Raw genomic sequence first — 19,333 nt, 5'->3', positions numbered from 1 at the left:
TTTTATTTTTTCCGGATTCCGTCAAAAAGGATGTCTACAAGCATCTTTGATTTCTTGTCTGCGAAACTGCGACGTGCTTCATGTTCCTGCTTGGAAGGAGGCAGGAAGGATTTCATCATTTCAAGGACAAAAAAAGTCAGTTCCATCGGCGGTGCAGAAGGAATTGACAGGATGTCGCCTTTCGCTATGCCTTCCGTCAGCGTCTGCATCACAGGATTAAAATAACTTCGCATCCACCATTCTTGAATTGTATCCCGGTGTTCCTCATCAATTTCATATTGCAGATCATGGAACATCTGCGTCATATCTCCTTGATGGTTCATGATCATAAAATAGGTTATTTGCCGTATGCGATCTTTACTGTCAGCGTGATCCTGCAGCACATGTGCCATCGCTTCTTCCGTCTGTATCATGATGGAACGGACAACTTCTAAATAGATGGCCTGCTTATTCGGAAAATGATGATATAAAGCAGGCTGGGTAATGCCGCACTCCTCAGCGATGCGACGAGTGGAAATCGCCCGGTAGCCGTGTGTCATGAAAAGCCGCTCAGCTGTCTCGATAATATTGCGCTGTGTCTGTTCAGCGGAAACTTCTTTTTTCCTCGCCATATCTCTGCCCTCTTTTATAACTTATCAATTGATAAATTAACTCATTTTATTTTGAAAAGCAACAATTGATACACTTATTGTAAAATATAATACAAATAAGGGGGTAGTGATATGGGGAAGAAAGGTATATTATTTGCAGCTGCGGGCTTATTCGGGGGATATGCGCTGCTTGTGACGCAGCTCGTCAATAAGGAGCTGCGTCAAATGAAAGCTTTCACGGAGGAAGAGACAATCAAACGTGAAGTGGAGGCTGGGCGCTACGACAAAGCAGCTTATGATGCGCTGCGCAAGGAAGAGTTCGATGTGCCTTCCGATGAGGGGAAAATATATGGCACACATTATGTAGGGAATCCAGACTCCAGGCATGTGATGGTCATCTCGCATGGAGTCGCTGTCAATAAATATAATTCCATCAAATATATGAACGTATTCCTGGATCTTGGCTTTAACGTCGTGTTATATGATCAGCGGAGACATGGACTTTCCGATGGCAGCAGTATCACATATGGCTACCACGAAAGGCATGATCTTGCCCGGGTGATCCAATGGACGAAAGAACGATATGATTACGACTTGAAATTGGGCGTGCATGGCGAATCGATGGGAGCAGCAACCGCTTTACTTTATGCAGGAACGGTGGAGGATGGTGCTGATTTTTATATCGCTGACTGTCCTTACAGCGATTTTGCTGAACAGGTGGCTTATCGGCTCAAAGTTCAATTCCATTTGCCCCGGCAGGTGTTTTTGCCGGCAGCTGAATGGATCGTCCGGAAATTGGATGGCTACCGTTTCCGGGATGTATCCCCGATACATTCTGTTGCCAACATCGAAAAACCTGTATTCTTTATCAGCAGTCTTCCAGATTCGTATATTCCAGTGCAAATGACGAAGGATTTATACGCGCAAAAACGGAATGGGTACAAGCACTTGCACCTATTCGAAAAAGGTGATCATGCAATGTCTTTGGCTGAGAACAAGCAGGAGTATGAGCAAGTGGTAAAACGATTTCTGGAAGAAATCGGAATGGAGGCCCAGCCTGTCGGCTGAATCTTTTCTCTATGTCGAAAATTAGCGGACTATTCTTCTATGCTACCAATTGCTTTCTAAGATGCTAAGGTGCTACCATAGCAGTTGTAAGCGGTTCCTGGGACTGTCATCTTGCATCACGACGCTTAGACAAAACTAGAATACAATCTGAGGAGGATTTCTATGAGTCAATTAGCAGCAGGTGTGCATGAGAAAGTGGAGCGTTTTTTGAATGGAACGAAGAAACTGTATATCAATGGAGAGTTCGTGGCAAGTGCAACGGAGAAGACATTCGAGTCGTATAACCCGGCTACAGGAGAAGTGCTGGCAACGGTTTACGAAGCTGGAGCGGAAGATATCGATCGTGCTGTGAAAGCAGCCCGCCAAGCTTTTGATGCAGGCCCATGGTCGACCATGACGGCAGCAGAACGAAGCCGTATCATGTACAAGCTGGCCGACTTGATGGAAGAACATGCAGATGCACTGGCCCAGCTCGAAACACTGGACAACGGGAAACCGATCAGGGAAACGACAAATGCGGATATTCCGCTGGCGATTGAACATATGCGCTATTATGCAGGCTGGTCGACAAAAATCGTCGGACAGACAATACCTGTCAATGGTCCGTATTTCAACTATACAAGACATGAAGCACTCGGTGTGGTAGGGCAAATCATTCCGTGGAATTTCCCGCTCTTGATGGCGATGTGGAAGTTAGGCGCGGCGCTGGCCACTGGCTGTACGGTGGTACTGAAGCCGGCTGAGCAGACGCCATTATCCGCATTATACTTAGCTGAATTGGCAGAGGAAGCAGGATTCCCGGCTGGCGTTCTCAATATCGTGCCTGGATTCGGCGAAACAGCAGGGCAGCCGCTTGTCGATCATCCTCAAGTTGATAAAATAGCCTTCACCGGCTCTACAAGTGTCGGGAAACAAATCATGGCAAGTGCATCCCAAACGTTGAAGCGGGTGACATTGGAACTTGGCGGTAAGTCACCGAATATCGTATTGCCGGATGCGGACTTGTCCAAGGCGATCCCTGGTACATTGAATGGTGTCATGTTCAACCAAGGACAAGTTTGCTGTGCTGGATCACGTGTCTTCATCCAGAAAAAGCAATTTGATAACGTGATTGCCGATATGGCATCCCACGCAGAGAAAATCAAACAGGGCGCTGGTATTCATGCAGATACAGAGATTGGTCCGCTCGTGTCATTGGAGCAGCAGGATCGAGTGCTTGGCTATATCGAGAAGGGAAGAAGTGAAGGCGCAGAGCTCATCACCGGGGGAAGCAAGCCGCAGGAGCAAGGCTATTTCGTCTCGCCGACAATCTTTGCCGATGTACGTGATGAAATGACGATTGCCAAAGAGGAAATCTTCGGCCCGGTCATTTCGGCGATGCCTTATGATGATTTGGATGAGTTGATTCACCGCGCAAATGCAAGCGAATACGGCCTTGCGGCAGGGGTATGGACGCAGGATGTTACAAAGGCACATTATATTGCAAACCGTCTCCGAGCTGGCACTGTGTGGGTGAACTGCTATAATGCATTCGATGCAGCTTCTCCATTCGGAGGATATAAACAATCCGGTATCGGCAGGGAAATGGGTTCATATGCTTTGGATAACTATACCGAAGTGAAGAGTGTTTGGATCGGGATGGAATAAACAGAGCCTGCGCATTGTGTGCGCAGGCTCTGTTTTCTCTAACCTTGAAAAGTGGATTCAATGTGATGTGTGTCTTTGTTGCTTGTATGTTTTTATAATCGAGGCCAAACGACCGACAAATATAGCTATACCTAGCAGAAGATAAAGTAGTGATCTGTCTAGTTCATTCCATCCTATTAAAGATGTACATATGACTCCTAAGGAGAATAATACCAAAAGGCTATTAAAGATTATAGTAAATGTATTATATGCTCTATTCAATGTAAATCCCCTTCCTGCTTAAACGAAGCTGCTGCATCTGGTTAAAAATTTCTTTCATTTTTGATAAATTATACCATATTGTGAATATACATTGGTGAGCACTTGTTTAAACAAAAGAAGGAAAGACATAAAAAAGTAATAATAGCCACAAAATTACGGCTCAGTGTTTCGGTAAGAAGGAAGAGGCTCCATTGTGAAGTATTCTGCCGGATGGAATGCTTTGCTGCAGTGTCAGAAAAAGCCGAACAAGTGCAACTATTCATGGAACATTTTGCATCTTAGTTCGGCCATTTATTTAGTCAAATTATTATGGTTCAAGCCTCTCAAAAATGTTTACGATACCACTCCGCTGCTGCTTGGACTTCTGTATGGGTGAGGCTGTGTCCATTGCTTTCCCAGTGAATGGATGCGTCAGCACCAGCTTCACGCAGCATTTGCTCAAGCTCGATTGCTTCGGATCTCGGGCAAATCGGATCATTGTCGCCTGCAGTGATGAAGATAGGTGTTCCTTGCTGCTTGGCAAGTGTGATATTTCGTCTAGGCACCATCGGATGATGCAGAATCGCTCCTTTTAGCGAATCGCTGAAATGGTAGAGCAGGCTTGCTGCAATATTGGCACCGTTGGAATAGCCGATTGCAATAATATTATCACGATCGAATTCATATTTTTCAGCTGCTTCATCAAGGAAATCACGCAGCTCTCCGGTACGGAAAATCAAATCCTCTTCATCAAAGACACCTTCTGCCAGACGCTTGAAGAAGCGGGGCATACCATGTTCGGAGACGTTTCCGCGGACGCTCAAAACAGCTGCCTCTGGATCAATCATATCAGCCAGCGGTATCAGATCTTTTTCTGTACCGCCAGTACCGTGCAGCAATAGAAAGGTCGGTTTGTTTGCTTGTTTGGCTGCCTTAAATACATGAATCATATTTATTCCTCCTTTTATTTATTGGTAGAAGTACCCTCGGCATATAATCCCAGTGTTTTGATATGCTCGATGACTTGCGCTTTTTCATCATCGTCAAGGCCTGCCAGAATGCCATGGATCGCTTGTTCATGTTTCGGGAAGTAGTCCTCCATGAATGCACGGCCCTTATCTGTCAAAGTGGCAAATGTAATGCGTCGATCCTCTGGGCAGGGACGTCTTCTGATCATCTCTTTTTGGACTAGGCGATCCACTACATACGAGATACTGCTGCTGGATAATAAAACTTTACTGCCGATTTTTTGGATCGGCTGATCTCCTTTATGGAATAAAAGTTCCAGCACAGCGAATTCCGTTAAATTGATCCCTTGCTTCTTGATGTCTTCCTCGATCCGTTTTTTGATGGACTGGAGAGCCCTTGTCAATACAATGAATAGCTTTAACGATAAGCCTACGTTGTCTGTTGCCATAGCTTTCACGCTTCCTTTTTGTCTCGAATTCGAGATAATTATATGCAATTATCATCAGAATGTCAATAATGGAGGAGCCGGAAACCCCGGCTCCATATTTACTTGGCCTGTTGCTCGAAAAGTTTTGCAATTTCGATGATAACTTTTGTCGCTTTTTCCATATTGTCGACGGAGATGTATTCAAATTTACCATGATAGTTTTCGCCGCCTGTAAAGACGTTCGGTGTCGGCAATCCCATGTAAGAAATCTGGGAGCCGTCTGTTGCACCGCGGATGGGCTTGATCACAGGTTCGATATCAAGGTGCTTCATTGCGTCAGATGCAATATCGACGATTTCCATGACTGGTTCTATTTTTTCGCGCATGTTGTAATATTGGTCACGCATATCCAGTTCGATGCTTTTGTCTCCGTATGCTGCTTTTATTTCCGCAGCGATTTCTTCGAACAAAGCTTTTTTCGCTTCGAATTTGTCTCGATCATGATCACGCAAAATATATTGCAGTTTTGTCTGCTCGACATCTCCTTGGAAAGAAAGCAGATGGAAGAAACCTTCGCGGTCTTCCGTATATTCCGGTGCTTCATCATCAGGTATCTTGGCATGGAATTCCATAGCGATTTTCATACTGTTGACCATTTTGTTCTTGGCTGTACCCGGATGCACGTTGTTACCGTTGAATGTGATTTTCGCTTGGGCACCATTGAAGTTTTCATACTCCAATTCGCCCAGTGGACCGCCATCCATTGTGTAAGCGTAAGTTGCACCGAAAGCATCGACATCGAATTTATGCGGTCCCCGGCCTATCTCTTCATCGGGTGTGAAGGCGACGCGGATTTTGCCGTGCTTGATCTCCGGATGCTGAATCAAATATTCCATTGCAGTCATGATTTCTGCGATGCCGGCTTTGTTATCGGCACCAAGAAGTGTTGTGCCGTCAGTCGTCATCAAAGTATGCCCTTTGTAGCCAGGCAATTCAGGAAACTCAGCTGCCGAAAGGACGACATCAAGCTCTTTATTAAGGGTGATATCATTTCCATCAAAGTTTTCGATAACTTGCGGGTTGACATTCTTTCCAGTGAAATCCGTCGCTGTATCGACGTGGGCCATGAACCCGATGACTGGAACGTCTTTGTCGGTTGTTGCCGGCAGTGTCGCCATTACATAGCCATTCTCATCGATCGTCACTTCTTCCATGCCGATTTGTTTCAGCTCATCGACTAGCATATTGGCGAGCTCAAGCTGACCGGGAGTGGAAGGAGTCGTTTCGATGTCTTCATTGGATTGTGTATCCACTTTTGCATATGTAGTAAGACGGTCGATCAATGTGTGCTTCATTATCTTCATCTCCTTGAAGTTTATGTTTCTAGTGTAGCACGAAAGGTCCATCCTGAAACAGTTGCAGCATGTGTGTATAATAGGGAGAAAACGAAACTGGGGGAAGTGTTATGCATATTGCAGTAGTCGGCGGAGGTATAGCTGGAGCAAGCGCAGCCTATCATCTGGCGAGGGCCGGGAAGAAAGTGACGATCATCGATTCAAAAGCGAAAGGGCAGGCTACGGCAGCCGGTGCGGGTATCATTTCTCCGTGGCTGTCCAAACGTGTTCGGATCAAGCCTTATTTTACATTGGCTAAAGCGGGGGCGCTTTATTATCCGAAGCTGCTGGAGCTGCTGAAAGAGGACGGTCAGACAGATGTCAGCTACAAGCAAGTCGGGGCCTTATATGTGAGTGCCAGTGAGAAACGGCTGGATGAACTGGAAAAACTCGCTTATAAACAGCGGGTTGAGACACCAGAAATCGGGGAAATCAAGAGATTGAGTGCAGAAGAAGCGAGAGAGAAATTCCCGCCATTGCGGGAAGACATGACAGCTCTCTATCTGGAAGGTGCAGCACGTGTGGACGGGCGTCAGCTGCTGCAGGCATTGCTTGATGCAGGAGAAAAACACGGCGTTCGGTATATTCAAGGAGCAGGGGAATTGCTTCATGAAGGAAACAACAAAGTATCCGGTGTGCGTGTCGGTGATGAGACAATCAAAGCGGATGCGATCATTGCAGCAGCAGGTGCTTGGATTAATAACCTGTTGGAACCAATCGGCCTTAAGCTGCCGGTCGAACCACAGAAAGGCCAGATCATGCATATGCAGGTGGACGCCGATACAAGCAATTGGCCGGTCATTCTGCCGAAAAGCAGCCATTATTTACTCGGTTTCGATGGCGGGAAAGTCGTCGCAGGCGCAACGAGGGAAGTGGGATCAGGCTATGATACGAAACTAACGGCTGCCGGCATGCAGGAAGTAGTGCGGGAGGCATTGAAAGTCGCACCAGGCCTTGCGAATGAAGAAGTGGCAGAATTCCGTGTCGGCCTGCGCCCTGCGGGTCCAAATCCTTATCCAATCCTTGGTCCGGTGAAGGATGTGACAGGACTTCATTTAGCAGCGGGATTTGGCCCTGCTGGTCTGAATCTTGCTCCATATTCCGGTAAGTTGGTAGCGGAGGCAATACTTGGACAGACCGAAGGCGTGGATATTGCAGCCTATTTGTTATAAGCTAAAATGGAACAGCGTATGAGCGGACAGAGGGGAGGAAAGAGAAAGTATGTTGCGGAGAAAAAGAGTATGGATACCGGGAGCCATCCTGTTGGCAATTGGTATCCTGCTCCTTATCGGCAGTCTCTTTTCCTCTGAGATTAGAGCTTTTATGGCAATTGATCAAAGTGATAAACAACCGGATGTTCCTTACCCGGATAATGTCGTTGCTGTGAAAGATATTGTCTATCCAACCGAAAACTATGATGGCAGATTGGATTTTTATTATCCAGAAGATGACCAAGGCACACTTCCGATCGTCATCTATATCCATGGCGGCGGATGGATCGGCGGTGACAAGGATGCTCAGAATCCCTTCACCATGTGGATAGCCTCAAAAGGTTACCTGGTTGTGAACGTGAATTATGGACTGGCACCGGAATATACTTTTCCGGCTCAGCTCTATCAATTGAATGATGCGATCGGTTTTGCGCTGCGGGAAGCACCGCGTTACCACGGCGATACAGAGCAGGTCTTTGTCGGCGGAGGCTCAGCGGGGGCGAATCTTGCGGGCATGGTTGCGGCCATGGCGACCAATCCAACTACTGAATCGGTCGTTGGCGAGAACTCGGCGCTCCAGTCGGACCAACTTAAGGGTGTTCTGCTTTATAATGGCGTCTTGAATCTGGAACAGGCGCAGCAGACAGGCTTCAATAATATGACGACATTTCTTTGGTCTTATACCGGTAATAAGAATTTTAACAGTGATCCGCGTCTGCGGGATATGTCACCAGTGTTCCAGATTACGCCGGATTACCCTCCTGCCTTCATTTCATCTGGAGAGTCCGATAAACTGCATCCGCAAAGTGTAGAGATGGCAGATGCATTGGATTCGATCGGAGTAGAGGTGGAAAGGATGTTCTTCGACACTTCCCATCCAGCTGCTGGACATGAATATCAGCGGAAATTATATTTGGATGAAGCGCAATACAGCTTCGATCATATGATCGATTTCCTTCGCACACATTCGGAATGACCTCTGGCTTTTAGCCTGGAGGTCATTTTTTATTTAGATACCCATGGAATTTCTTGTAAGATATCTATATAATTAGAAAATATTGAAAAGGGGGAATTCGATGCGATTTCGGGATTTTCATCCAAATATAAAGATAAGGCTTGTGGAATCCTTCGTTTCCAGCTTGATCGGCAGTATGGTGACGCCCTTCATGACTATCTATCTGGCAATGCATTTCGGGGCTAAAGTAGCGGGGCTGCTGCTGCTCGTCAATGTATTCGTCGGAATCGGGATGTCCTTGATCGGCGGTTATTTCAGTGATTTGTTCGGACGGCGTAAGATTATGCTGCTAGCTGAAGCGCTCAGGCTGGTGGCATTTTTCACGATGATGGTAAGTAATTCACCATGGTTCGAGTCACCTGAGATTACATACAGCATGATCATGCTGAACAGCATTTGCTGGGGACTTGCAGGACCTGCCAATGATGCCATGCTGATTGACGTCAGTACGCCAGATCAGCGACGGCTGATTTATTCCATCGGCTATTGGGCGAGTAACTTATCCATCGCTTTAGGTGGAATCGCCGGTGCCTTCATGTTTGAGAACTATCTATTCGAATTATTCATGGCACTGACGATCGCAGCGGCAGCGACGTTGTTCGTTGTCTACTTTTATATTACGGAGACACATTTTCCAGAGAAAGTGGAAATCAAACCATTCCAGCACATCACCCAGATTTTTGGCACTTATCAGTCCGTTATGCGGGATAGATTGTTTGTCTGGTTCATCGCGGGGGGAATCCTGGTCTTAAGTATGGAATTCCAGCTGACAAGCTATATTGGTATCCGGCTGGCTGAAGAGATGCCGACTCAAAAGTTCCTGTTCTGGGAAGTGGATGGCGTGAAAATGATGGGGCTTTTGCGGAGCGAGAATACGATTCTGGTAGCCTTGCTTGCCTTGTTTGCTGCCAAACTCATTGTCGGAATGAAAGATAGAGTGGTGCTTGTTTCCAGCTGCCTTATTTTTACGATGGGTTATGCAGCCCTGACATTCTCGAATGATATCTGGGTGCTGTTCATTATGATGGCAGTCCTTACAATCGGGGAGGTGTTCCGGGTTCCAGTAGAACAGTCTTATATGGCGGCGATTCCGCCTGACGATAAACGCAGTGCGTACATGGCATTCGGGGCGCTTCAGTATAATTTATCGATGTTGATCGTTTCATTGACAGTCACGCTCAGCGGTTTCCTGTCCTCCATCACAATGGGTATCTTGCTCACTATGATTGGTCTTGCAGGGACTTTCATTTTGTATATGATTACGCCTAATCTGGATATCAGGAAACTTGAAGCGGAACAAAAGGTGGTTTAAAGCCCTACAAGTGCGGACACAATCGGACACGAAAGTACATGCATAGTATGAAACTGGAAGGGGCAGGATGCGCAGAAAGGGGCAGGGAAGTTTGGGACCCGCAAATAATAATGAGCACATCTTGCGTACGGAGCTCCTGGAAATGCAGCTAAAGCTACGGGAGGATTTTCAACGGGATATCGATGGCATCAGGGAAGACTTGGTCAGCATTAATGAGAGGCTGCTGCCGTTGGGAAAGTGGCTTGAAAACATTGACGGTCATACAGGAAGAATGGCTGTTACACTGGAAAAGCAAATGGATGCGCAGGATCAGATCATGGAGAGACTGTACGAACAGGAAAGAAAGATACAGGAACTCGAATCGAATTCCACATTCAAAAAGGAAAAGCTGCGTGTCAAAGGTGCTATCTTCATCAGTGTCATTTCCCTGCTTGGGGCTGGTTCCGGAGTAGTCGTGATATTTGGAAAACGCTTGGCGGAACTTTTATTCGGCAATTAATGAGTAATCACAGCTAGACATTGGTTCTGTCCCTTCCGCATAAAAAAGACGAGGGTATCATCCTCGTCTTTTTCAATGCGCGTGAATATGTGTATGAGCGTCCGCATCGTGCTGGCACATGAGTGATTCTTCATGTGTATGGGAAGCAGTCTCCATCTGGATGGTCACATGACCGATTCCCAGATGCTCCAGATCATGCTCGATTTTGCGCAGCATTACCTGGCTTTGTTCGACCAGCAAGTCACCTTGTACTACTGCATGACAGGAAAGGGCATTCTGTCCGCTGGTGATGCTCCACACATGCAAATCATGAATGGAGATTATACCTGGTGCCTTTTCGATACAATCGATGATTTTTTGCATTTCAACATTTCTTGGTGTTCCTTCCATCAGTACATGAATGGCATCATTCGTAACCCGCCAGCCACTCGTGATCACCAGGGCAGCAACGATGACACTTGCAACTGGATCAGCCCAATTCCACCCGAACAAAAGGACGAGCAATGCAGCAGCTATCGCACCGACTGAACCGAGCAAATCGCCAATTACATGCAAGAAGGCTGCGCGTACATTCAAATTCTCACTCGTATCACCGCGCATCAGGATCCAGGCGACCAGGACGTTGACGAGGAAGCCGATAATGGCAATGATCAGCATGCCACCCGATGCTATTTCGGCAGGCTCACGGAAACGCTGGACGGCCTCGTAAAAAATATAAAGGGAGACGAGGATCAAGGTGACGCCGTTGAAAAGCGCAGCCAGTATCTCGAATCGTTTATAACCGTATGTCTTGCTGTAATTGGCTACTCGCTCACCGAGTATGAAAGCAAACAGGCCGACGCCAAGTGATACAGCATCACTAAGCATATGTCCTGCATCCGAAAGTAAAGCAAGACTGTTCGTCAGGAAGCCGCCGATGGCCTCCACCAGCATGAATCCCGCCGTAAGAATAAAACTGATCAATAAAGCTTTCTTATTCGCATTGTGTCCGTGGTGATGATGACCATGTCCATGATCGTGTGCATGTCCGTGTCCCATACATATTCCTCCGATAGATTAATTATGGCAGGCGTGGTTGATAGCTTCAGTCAGTAAATCGATGACGTGTTTGTCATCATGTGAATAATAGATTGTCGTGCCTTCCCGTCTCGATTTGACGAGCCGGATCTTTTTCATCGAGCTCAGCTGATGAGAGACGGTGGATTGATTCATCTCCAGCTTCTCAGCAATCTCATTGACGCTGCATTCCCGATCGAGCAGCAAGTGCAGGATTCGTATGCGTGTCGGATCACCGAGTGCTTTGAAGATCTGCGAAACATGTGTCAATCGCTCTTCCGTCAGTTCCGAATGTGTATCATACTTCATATGCAGACGCTCCTCTTATTTGCTTATATGCATATATTAGCATATATAAATATTCTAAGCAAATTCTAATGTTTCTTTCATTTATAAGAATTCTATTACTCAAAAGAGGAGAATAGCATGATGGCTGCGTATTAGCTATGCGATAAGTAACAGGCAGAAGGAGTTAGGAAAAAAGTATCTTCCAAACAAAATGCCAATAAACATTTTACAAAGCGGTCTTTATCTGACGTTATTTACTAGGATTTTACGTATCCGGCTCTATAGAGGCAGGATGATAGTTAGTATTAACAAACTAAACAAAGCAAGCGTTCTTTTATGAGAATGGCAAGATTTATAGCCAATGGGTACGATATACAAATATCGGCATTTGTCGAATACTTATAGCCAACGAATCTGTGGGGGAGGTTGGAGCTCTGAAGCTTCTTGCAATGTATGCAATGGAAAAAGGCAAGGTGACAACAAAAAGGGGGTAGTGATGAAATGAAAAGACTTGGAAGATACAGTGGCTATAATATGCAAGCGCTGCGCAGGGATATCATTGCGGGGATCATTGTCGGAGTCGTCGCCATACCGCTTGGGATGTCCTTTGCTATCGCATCGGGTGTCAATCCCGAATATGGACTGTATACAGTCATCATCGGTGGTCTGCTTATTTCATTGCTGGGCGGATCGAGATTTCAAATCGGCGGACCGACGGGTGCATTTGTTCCAATTCTTTTAGGGGTTGTCATTCAATTTGGCTATCAGGACCTATTGCTGGCAGGCATGATGGCTGGGGTATTGCTTGTCATACTCGGTCTGCTCAAGCTTGGCAGCTTGATAAAATTCATCCCGCGGCCAGTAGTAGTCGGGTTTACGGCCGGAATCGCTGTTATTATCTTTACTGGGCAAATCGGGAATTTCACAGGCATACAAGCAGAGCAAGAAGAAGGCTTCCTTCAGAAGATGCAAGCGCTGTTTGCGGCCGTGGATACAATCAATGTCTACAGCCTTATCATTGCGGCTGTATCTCTTGCTGCCATCCTCCTTACGCCAAAACTCCTGCCGAAAGTACCGGGGGCGCTTATAGGTTTGATTTTATCGACGGTTGTGGCAGTGCTCTTTTTCCATGGGCAGGTAGCTACCATCGGCAGTGTGTACGGGGATATACCGAGTCAGCTGCCGCAGCTCCAGTTACCCGCTTTCACGTTGGACAAGATCATTTACTTGTTGCCATCTGCAATTGCGATTGCCTTGTTGGGCGGTGTGGAATCACTTTTGTCTGCAACAGTTGCTGATAATATGGCAAAAACAAAGCATCACAGCAACCGGGAGCTAGTCGGACAAGGGGTAGCGAATATTGCTGTTCCGCTTTTTGGGGGTATTCCAGCCACGGGAGCGATTGCCCGGACAGCAACGAATATACGGAGCAACGCTTACTCTCCTGTCTCCGGTGTGGTGCATTGTGCTTTTGTCTTGATCATCCTGCTTCTGTTTGCACCATTTGCTTCTGCAATCCCACTCGCCAGCATGGCGCCGATTCTTATGGTTGTCGCCTGGAATATGAGCGAGCGGAAGGAAGTAGCTCATATAATCCGGATGCGGACGTTTGATTCATTCATCTTAATTGTCACCTTTGCGTTGACAGTACTTGCCGATTTGACAGTCGGTGTTGGCTGTGGTTTGCTGCTTGCCTTTGTCGTTTTTGTCAAACGTATGAGCACCGTACTCTTCGTTAAAGACGAACAAATCCAGGTCAAAGAAACCGACGGGGTGCGGATGTGGCAGTTCGAAGGTCCGCTATTCTTCGGATCGACCGACATCTTGGAAGAAGTGGTGGAAAAGACGATGGAGGAGGAGCCAGACTCCCTCATCCTGGATATGCAGAAAGTTTCCTATATGGATACATCCGCCGAAGCAGCTTTGCATAAGCTCGTTGACCATTATGAAGCCGCCGATAAACAATTGCTCTTTCTCGGTGTGCATGGTCAGCCGGAACGATTGCTTCATAAAACCGGCCTGCTTGCCAAGGTTGGGGAAGCGTACACTGTGAGCAAACGGGAGGAAGCTGTCCGAATTTGTACCTCATAAGGGTGATGTAAAAAAACTAACAAAAAAGCAAGCAGCAACATTAATGAATGATGTAGGCTGCTTGCATATTTCTTATATTTTCTGCAAATGAGGCTATTCTTTTGGTATTTTTAATGTTGCTTCTTCCAGTGGGTGTCCATCTTCTTTATATACGCTCAAATCTAAGTCGAACTGCTCTATTGTCTGGTAATCTTTGTTCTCCATTAGAACAGTCAAATAATACTTACCTGAATCATCAGGAGAGATTTCAAGGTCGCCATTGCTTAGTAAAATCTCATCGAAATACATATTATCATCGGTATGCAGAGTGGCACCTATATAAGCAGGATCGAATGGATCTGCTGTATTATTTTTTATGTCGATATCCAGCGTTAAGGCAGTAAGGCTGGAAGCATTGTAAAAATCAATAAGATTGGCATCTGGTGCGGGCTGTATCCGAGTGAATTGAGCTCCTCTTACATTCAGTTGTATTTCGTCTCCTATTTTCTTTTCAATTGACGATTGTGAAAGTAATTCCTTATCCGTCACGAATCCGTCCTGAATACTGCGATCAGGATACATTTCATTTTGGGCCTTCACGGCTTCTTCTGACTGTTCATTTAAAGCAAGAGGAACGTCTTGGATAAATGATGATGTCTCTTCTTTATCACCTATTGTTACCACTGGGGCAGAATAGCGAACATGAGCGTTTTCCATTGATTTTAATTCTTCTTGAGTCAATACATATTCTAAAATTCCACTCCGTTTCTCACCGTTCTGAAGCGATAGATCCAAGGTATCTGGAAAGAGAATGCTTTCATCGGCAAGATAAGAATTGTCAATATAATGAAAATCAATATTTTCTCCATGTTCTATGAAAGGAGGCCTGATTACAGCGGTCTCTCCTGATTGATTTTCAACAATTGTCTGCAGGCTCACTATATAAATTTTCCCACCTTCTTTGTCAGCGGGGAAGATAATGTCCGGAGCATACGATACTTGATATTTATCAACAGTAAAAGTGACATCTCCTTGCTGGAAGGTTATATTCGGATCTTCATTATGATACATGATTTCCACATCACTGCCTGTTCTGCGCTCCAATTCTCCATTTATAAGTACTGGTTTTTTCTCTACTTCTGCGGACTCTCTCGCGGCTCCGCCATGGCTGCAAGCTCCTAATACAAGCAAGATTGATAACAGTAAAACCATTAGCCATATTTTTTTCACTTTTTTGCTCCTTTCTGCAGTACCACTTATGCTAGTAACAGGATAGCCGTCCAGCATCCACTGCGTTTGTGAAATTATGTAATTATTTGTTGAACCCTACCCTATTTTACTGAAATAAATCACGTAAGTTGCCGAATTCTTGAAAAATGAGTTAAAAATACTAATCTCTTACTAGTAATCTGAGAAATTGGTGCATTGCATTTTATGTTGCTTGATTTATACCGATATAAATAGCAGGATTCTATGGTGGAGAGGAATATTGGCAAATGAATAAGCTTTTAGTAATGCAGCGTATCATTGTTTTGTTGTTGGCTGGTTTTATCTTCCAGTTACCGACGGAGAATGTATATGCGGAAGAAGAAAAACAGATGGTCGTCGTTTATGAAAACGAAAAGGGTGAAAAAGCAATTCAGGACAGCAGTGCTGCAGTGGAGGAGCAGTATGACCACTTATCAGCTGCTGCCATATCTGCAGATACAGAAACGATCGATGAATTGAAGCAAGACCCTGATATTAAATATGTGGAACCTGATAGTAAAATCCGTATTGCGGATAATGGTGAAAGTCAAACTTCGCAAGCCACAGCCCTGGAACAGTGGAATCTTGCATCCATCCATGCTCCTATGGCTTGGGAAGATGGGCTGACTGGCAATGGCGTGAAGATAGCTATCATGGACAGCGGCATATACCCGCATGCGGATTTAGAAATAACCGGAGGGTTTTCGGCCGTCGATTATACTACTTCTTATGAAGATGATGAGGGCCATGGCACACATGTAGCTGGTATCATCGGAGCAAAGCACGATGGAAAAGGGATAGATGGTATAGCGCCGGATGCTGATCTTTATGCCGTCAAAGTGCTGGATGAGACCGGTGAAGGATATCTTTCCGATTTGTTAAAAGGAATAGACTGGGCCATTACGCAAAACATGGACATTATTAATCTAAGCATGGGAACAGCAGATAAAAGCGATACATTGGAGGATGCAGTGGGAAAGGCTTATCAAGCTGGTATTTTGTTAGTGGCTGCAAGTGGTAATGAAGGAGCTGGCCATCCAGTGGATTATCCTGCTGCTTATGAGCCTGTCATTGCGGTATCCGCCACCGACTCGAACAATAATATCACCTCGTTTTCCTCGGTTGGGGATGAAGTGGAGTTTGCAGCTCCAGGAGCAGATATCCAAAGTACATTACCTGGCGCTGATTATGGAGTGATGAGCGGGACATCCCAGGCAACATCCCATGTCTCTGCCATGCTTGCTATTTTGAAGCAGCAGTTTCCGGCTGATACAAATGCACAATTGCGGCAGCGTCTGCAGCAATATAGCACGGATCTTGGCCAGGAGGGCCGTGATGGGCTGTATGGTTATGGAATGATTCAATACCCTGCTCCGGAAAGTACTGATGAGCTTGTATCAGATCCGGCGGAAGGCAATAGCCCACAGGATGAGGCGGAAGAAAGTGTGCCGGCAGAGGAATTACAGGCACTAGCTGATGAACTTGATATGGCATTGGAAGAGTTAGCTGATTTGTTTGCAGCAAGCGGCTTTGACTTATACAGCTATACAAACATGGGCAAAATCGATGACATAATGTATCAAGATGTTAATGAAGTTTCTGTATATGTCCTGTTGGAGAACATGGGCTTAAGCCGTGATGAATTTGACCAGCTGCTGGCAGCTGATGATATGACACTGGCCGACTTTGAAAACGTGGAAGAACTGACGGACTATGTCTACAGAAAGGGCAGTAATGATTTTGACACATATTGGGATCAAACATCCTCTGCTTTACAAGAAATGGGTATCAGCAAAGAGGAAGGCAGGAAGCTATACGATCATCTGGAGTCTGTGCTGGGCAGTATTTCAGATGACACTATTGATGAGATTGCGTCACTGAATGAACGTGCAAAGGCTATAGGTGATTTTGAGAGTCTAAATGATCTGGATGAAGGACAGAGAGAAGAATTGGTGTCTTTGTGGTATGACTTCATTGAATTATTCCAGCTCAAAGCAAAGTTCTATCTAATGGATGGTGATGAAGAAAGGGAAGTGACAATCGAGGAGCTTTCCCAGATCACCGATATTGGCAAACAGACACTTCTAGTTGAATTGTATGACACGAAAGATGAATTTCTGTTAGACCTTTCTGTTAATGGCGAGCAATTTGATCAAAACCTACTCCATGCGCCGGAAGTCTCTCCGGAGGAAAAGAAGACTGATGGAGTACAGAATCCAAAGCTTGAAGAACCCGAAAAGGAGGCAGAAGAAATCACACTTACTTATAAGACTGCAGAAAGTGTAGGGCAAGAGTCAGATAAAGATAAAAATCAAGATCATCCAGATAAAGAAGGTCAGCGTCTGCCGGATACTGCTTCTCCAATAGGGAATATAGTGGCGGCAGGGCTAGCTTTGACCGCTGCTGGTGTCATTCTGTATGCAAGGAACCGACGCATGAAATATAGAACCAAGTAAGACAAGGCTGACAATTTTCCGGCTGCCGTCATCACAGCTGATCCCGAAAAATCTTTTTGGGATTAAAGATAACTCGGATAAGCAGATTACCAGCCGCTACAGTAATGAATCAAATCTAAAGAAGAAAAAATGATGAAAGGCCTTCCTCGTGAACTGCCCCCTGTCAAGTAGACAGTGGAAATAATAAAGATAGTTAGAAGGCTTTAGCCCTGTATTCGAGGGGGCTAAGGCCTTCTCTTTTTTCTTGTAATCTTTTTGTATTGTAGAAATGAATATAATTATCGATAGCTGAAGCCAGTTCTTCATATGTAGAAAACTTCTTTAAATAATACATTTCAGTTTTTAGCGCACCCCAAAATGACTCCATTGGTCCGTTATCAATGCAGCGCCCCACTCTTGACATACTGTGTGTCATACCTTGTGTATCTATCCTTCTTTTGAATGCATGCGAAGTGTATTGGAAGCCACGATCACTATGTAGAAGGGGAGTGGCTTGTGGTTCTTTCTCCAGTGCACCATCTATGGTGTTCATGACTAAACCATTATTATTCAATTTAGAATAAACATAGTTGACGATAGACCCGTCACATAGATCCAAGATGGCACTGAGGTACAGCTTCTTGTTTCCGTATTTCATCTCGGTTACATCCGTTGCCCACTTCTTGTTTGGTGCGCTTGCCTGGAATTCACGATTTAAGATATTCTCCGCAGTATAGAGAGGAGTAGATTTAATAAAGGCAGGTCTTTTCTTTCGTATGACACAGACTAGCTTTGCCTTATTCATCAGGCGATAGATGCGCTTATGATTAATAGGTTTCTTCATGAATTTTTGGATGTACAGTCTCATGCGACGGTATCCATAGATACCATTATGTTCCGTGTGCAATCGACGCATTTCCTCTTCAATGACCATGTTTTCGATATCTAGGGGGGTGTCAACCCGTTTTAGCCACTTATAATAACTCGACCTTGCGATTCCAGCTATCTCACAAACGAGTTGAGTGGAAAACCCCTCGGCTATCACTTCTTGAAGCAGGGTATATTTCTCTATTGGCGGCAGCTTTAGAAACGCCTCCCTTCGTATTCCTTCAGCTTTTTTAGAAAGGCAAGTTCCGCACGCAACCTTTCATTCTCCAGTTCCAGTTCCTTAGCTTTTTTCTCCTCCGGAGAAAGAAGCTTCTCGTCCCTATTTGATCCTCGTTTATCCTGAAGAGCCTCTGCACCCTCGGCCAAAAACTTCTTCACCCAGGAATATACCTGTTGATAAGATACTTGATGTTTTTCAGCTGTCTTCCGATAATCTTTCCCGGCATCAAGACATTCCTTTACGATAGCCAGCCTTTCTTCAAATGTCGTCCTTCTCCCTTTGGTCATAGAGATTAAACTTCCTTTCCCGCTGTCTTTCAATTCTCTATGACTAGTATAAAGGTTTATCCACTTTGTCAGAAGGCTATCAGTGGAAATTCCATACTTTATTAGTAGCTCGTTCTTGGAGTATTGACCGGATAGATAATCTTTTACGGCAGCCAGTTTGATCTCTTTCGTGTAGGTTTTCCAAATAATTTTATTTTCTAAAGCATCTTCACCAAGCAAGCGATATCGCTGATTCCACCTCTTTATTGTGGATGGATTGACGTTATAAGCTGTGGCCACCTGCTTAATACTGGCTGATTCGCAAGCATGGATGATTTCTAGTTTTAATTCTTTTGTGAAACGATAATTAGGCAAATAAAAACTCCCCTTCAAGTTAGACTAACCTAGTCAAATGGGACATAAAAAAACACCCTTCAAGTGGTACACTTAAACTAAGTGTCAATTTGGAGGGTATTTTTTATGCAGAAAA

General features: G+C 45.2%; 16 protein-coding genes. 8 read left to right on the top strand and 8 right to left on the bottom strand.

From position 1 onward, the window contains the following. Positions 1–2: 2 nt before the first annotated feature. Positions 3–611: a TetR/AcrR family transcriptional regulator gene (locus tag BLQ53_RS03365; protein WP_093725891.1), complete on the bottom strand. Its 609-nt coding sequence runs from the start codon at positions 609–611 to the stop codon at positions 3–5. A gap of 111 nt (positions 612–722) precedes the next feature. Here BLQ53_RS03365 and BLQ53_RS03360 point away from each other — a divergent pair, with 111 nt between their 5' ends. Further along, positions 723–1,658: an alpha/beta hydrolase gene (locus tag BLQ53_RS03360; protein ID WP_093725890.1), complete on the top strand. Its 936-nt coding sequence runs from the start codon at positions 723–725 to the stop codon at positions 1,656–1,658. Between the two features lie 162 nt (positions 1,659–1,820). Then, the gene (locus BLQ53_RS03355; RefSeq protein ID WP_093725889.1) at positions 1,821–3,305 is read left to right on the top strand and encodes an aldehyde dehydrogenase family protein; all 1,485 of its coding nucleotides are present in this window, start codon (positions 1,821–1,823) and stop codon (positions 3,303–3,305) included. A gap of 584 nt (positions 3,306–3,889) precedes the next feature. On the opposite strand, the gene BLQ53_RS03350 is transcribed toward BLQ53_RS03355, so the two are convergent. From BLQ53_RS03350 to pepT, 3 genes are all read right to left on the bottom strand, one after another. Then, positions 3,890–4,495 carry an alpha/beta hydrolase gene (locus tag BLQ53_RS03350; protein ID WP_093725888.1) on the bottom strand — a complete coding sequence of 202 codons (606 nt, stop codon included), beginning with the start codon at positions 4,493–4,495 and terminating at the stop codon, positions 3,890–3,892. Between the two features lie 14 nt (positions 4,496–4,509). After that, entirely contained in the window at positions 4,510–4,962 is a 453-nt protein-coding gene (locus BLQ53_RS03345) for a MarR family winged helix-turn-helix transcriptional regulator (RefSeq protein WP_093725887.1), read from the bottom strand. A 98-nt stretch (positions 4,963–5,060) separates the two neighbouring features. Next, complete coding sequence (gene pepT, locus BLQ53_RS03340; RefSeq protein WP_093725886.1) at positions 5,061–6,296, bottom strand: peptidase T; 1,236 nt, start codon at positions 6,294–6,296, stop codon at positions 5,061–5,063. Between the two features lie 110 nt (positions 6,297–6,406). Here pepT and BLQ53_RS03335 point away from each other — a divergent pair, with 110 nt between their 5' ends. From BLQ53_RS03335 to BLQ53_RS03320, 4 genes are all read left to right on the top strand, one after another. Next, positions 6,407–7,507 (top strand): NAD(P)/FAD-dependent oxidoreductase, encoded by a 1,101-nt coding sequence (locus BLQ53_RS03335; protein WP_093725885.1) that lies wholly within the window; start codon positions 6,407–6,409, stop codon positions 7,505–7,507. A gap of 49 nt (positions 7,508–7,556) precedes the next feature. Next, positions 7,557–8,522, top strand: a complete 966-nt coding sequence (locus BLQ53_RS03330) for an alpha/beta hydrolase (RefSeq protein ID WP_093725884.1) — start codon at positions 7,557–7,559, stop codon at positions 8,520–8,522. Positions 8,523–8,622: 100 nt separating this feature from the next. Then, entirely contained in the window at positions 8,623–9,873 is a 1,251-nt protein-coding gene (locus BLQ53_RS03325) for an MDR family MFS transporter (RefSeq protein ID WP_093725883.1), read from the top strand. Positions 9,874–10,015: 142 nt separating this feature from the next. Beyond that, complete coding sequence (locus BLQ53_RS03320) at positions 10,016–10,372, top strand: hypothetical protein (RefSeq protein ID WP_139180838.1); 357 nt, start codon at positions 10,016–10,018, stop codon at positions 10,370–10,372. Positions 10,373–10,444: 72 nt separating this feature from the next. Here BLQ53_RS03320 and BLQ53_RS03315 read toward each other — a convergent pair whose 3' ends face one another. Both BLQ53_RS03315 and BLQ53_RS03310 read right to left on the bottom strand, forming a co-directional pair. Further along, positions 10,445–11,410: a cation diffusion facilitator family transporter gene (locus BLQ53_RS03315; protein ID WP_093725881.1), complete on the bottom strand. Its 966-nt coding sequence runs from the start codon at positions 11,408–11,410 to the stop codon at positions 10,445–10,447. 18 nt (positions 11,411–11,428) lie between these two features. Next, on the bottom strand, positions 11,429–11,737 hold the full coding sequence (locus BLQ53_RS03310) for an ArsR/SmtB family transcription factor (protein WP_093725880.1): 309 nt from the start codon (positions 11,735–11,737) through the stop codon (positions 11,429–11,431). Positions 11,738–12,217: 480 nt separating this feature from the next. Here BLQ53_RS03310 and BLQ53_RS03305 point away from each other — a divergent pair, with 480 nt between their 5' ends. Next, entirely contained in the window at positions 12,218–13,807 is a 1,590-nt protein-coding gene (locus tag BLQ53_RS03305; RefSeq protein WP_093725879.1) for a SulP family inorganic anion transporter, read from the top strand. A gap of 93 nt (positions 13,808–13,900) precedes the next feature. On the opposite strand, the gene BLQ53_RS03300 is transcribed toward BLQ53_RS03305, so the two are convergent. Further along, complete coding sequence (locus tag BLQ53_RS03300; RefSeq protein ID WP_093725878.1) at positions 13,901–15,016, bottom strand: hypothetical protein; 1,116 nt, start codon at positions 15,014–15,016, stop codon at positions 13,901–13,903. A 266-nt stretch (positions 15,017–15,282) separates the two neighbouring features. On the opposite strand from BLQ53_RS03300, the gene BLQ53_RS03295 reads away from it, so the two are divergent. Continuing rightward, the gene (locus tag BLQ53_RS03295) at positions 15,283–17,490 is read left to right on the top strand and encodes a processed acidic surface protein (protein WP_093725877.1); all 2,208 of its coding nucleotides are present in this window, start codon (positions 15,283–15,285) and stop codon (positions 17,488–17,490) included. A 193-nt stretch (positions 17,491–17,683) separates the two neighbouring features. Here BLQ53_RS03295 and BLQ53_RS19400 read toward each other — a convergent pair. Beyond that, positions 17,684–19,218, bottom strand: a protein-coding gene (locus BLQ53_RS19400; RefSeq protein ID WP_425288279.1) for an IS3 family transposase whose coding sequence is annotated in 2 segments (ribosomal slippage) — positions 17,684–18,579 and positions 18,579–19,218 — 1,536 coding nt in all. Because the reading frame shifts where the segments join, the coding sequence is not laid out codon by codon here. Positions 19,219–19,333: the final 115 nt, after the last annotated feature.

The organism is Terribacillus halophilus, from assembly GCF_900101385.1.
Taxonomy (GTDB): Bacteria; Bacillota; Bacilli; order Bacillales; family Amphibacillaceae; genus Terribacillus; species Terribacillus halophilus.
This window is presented reverse-complemented; position numbering and strand designations above follow the sequence as displayed.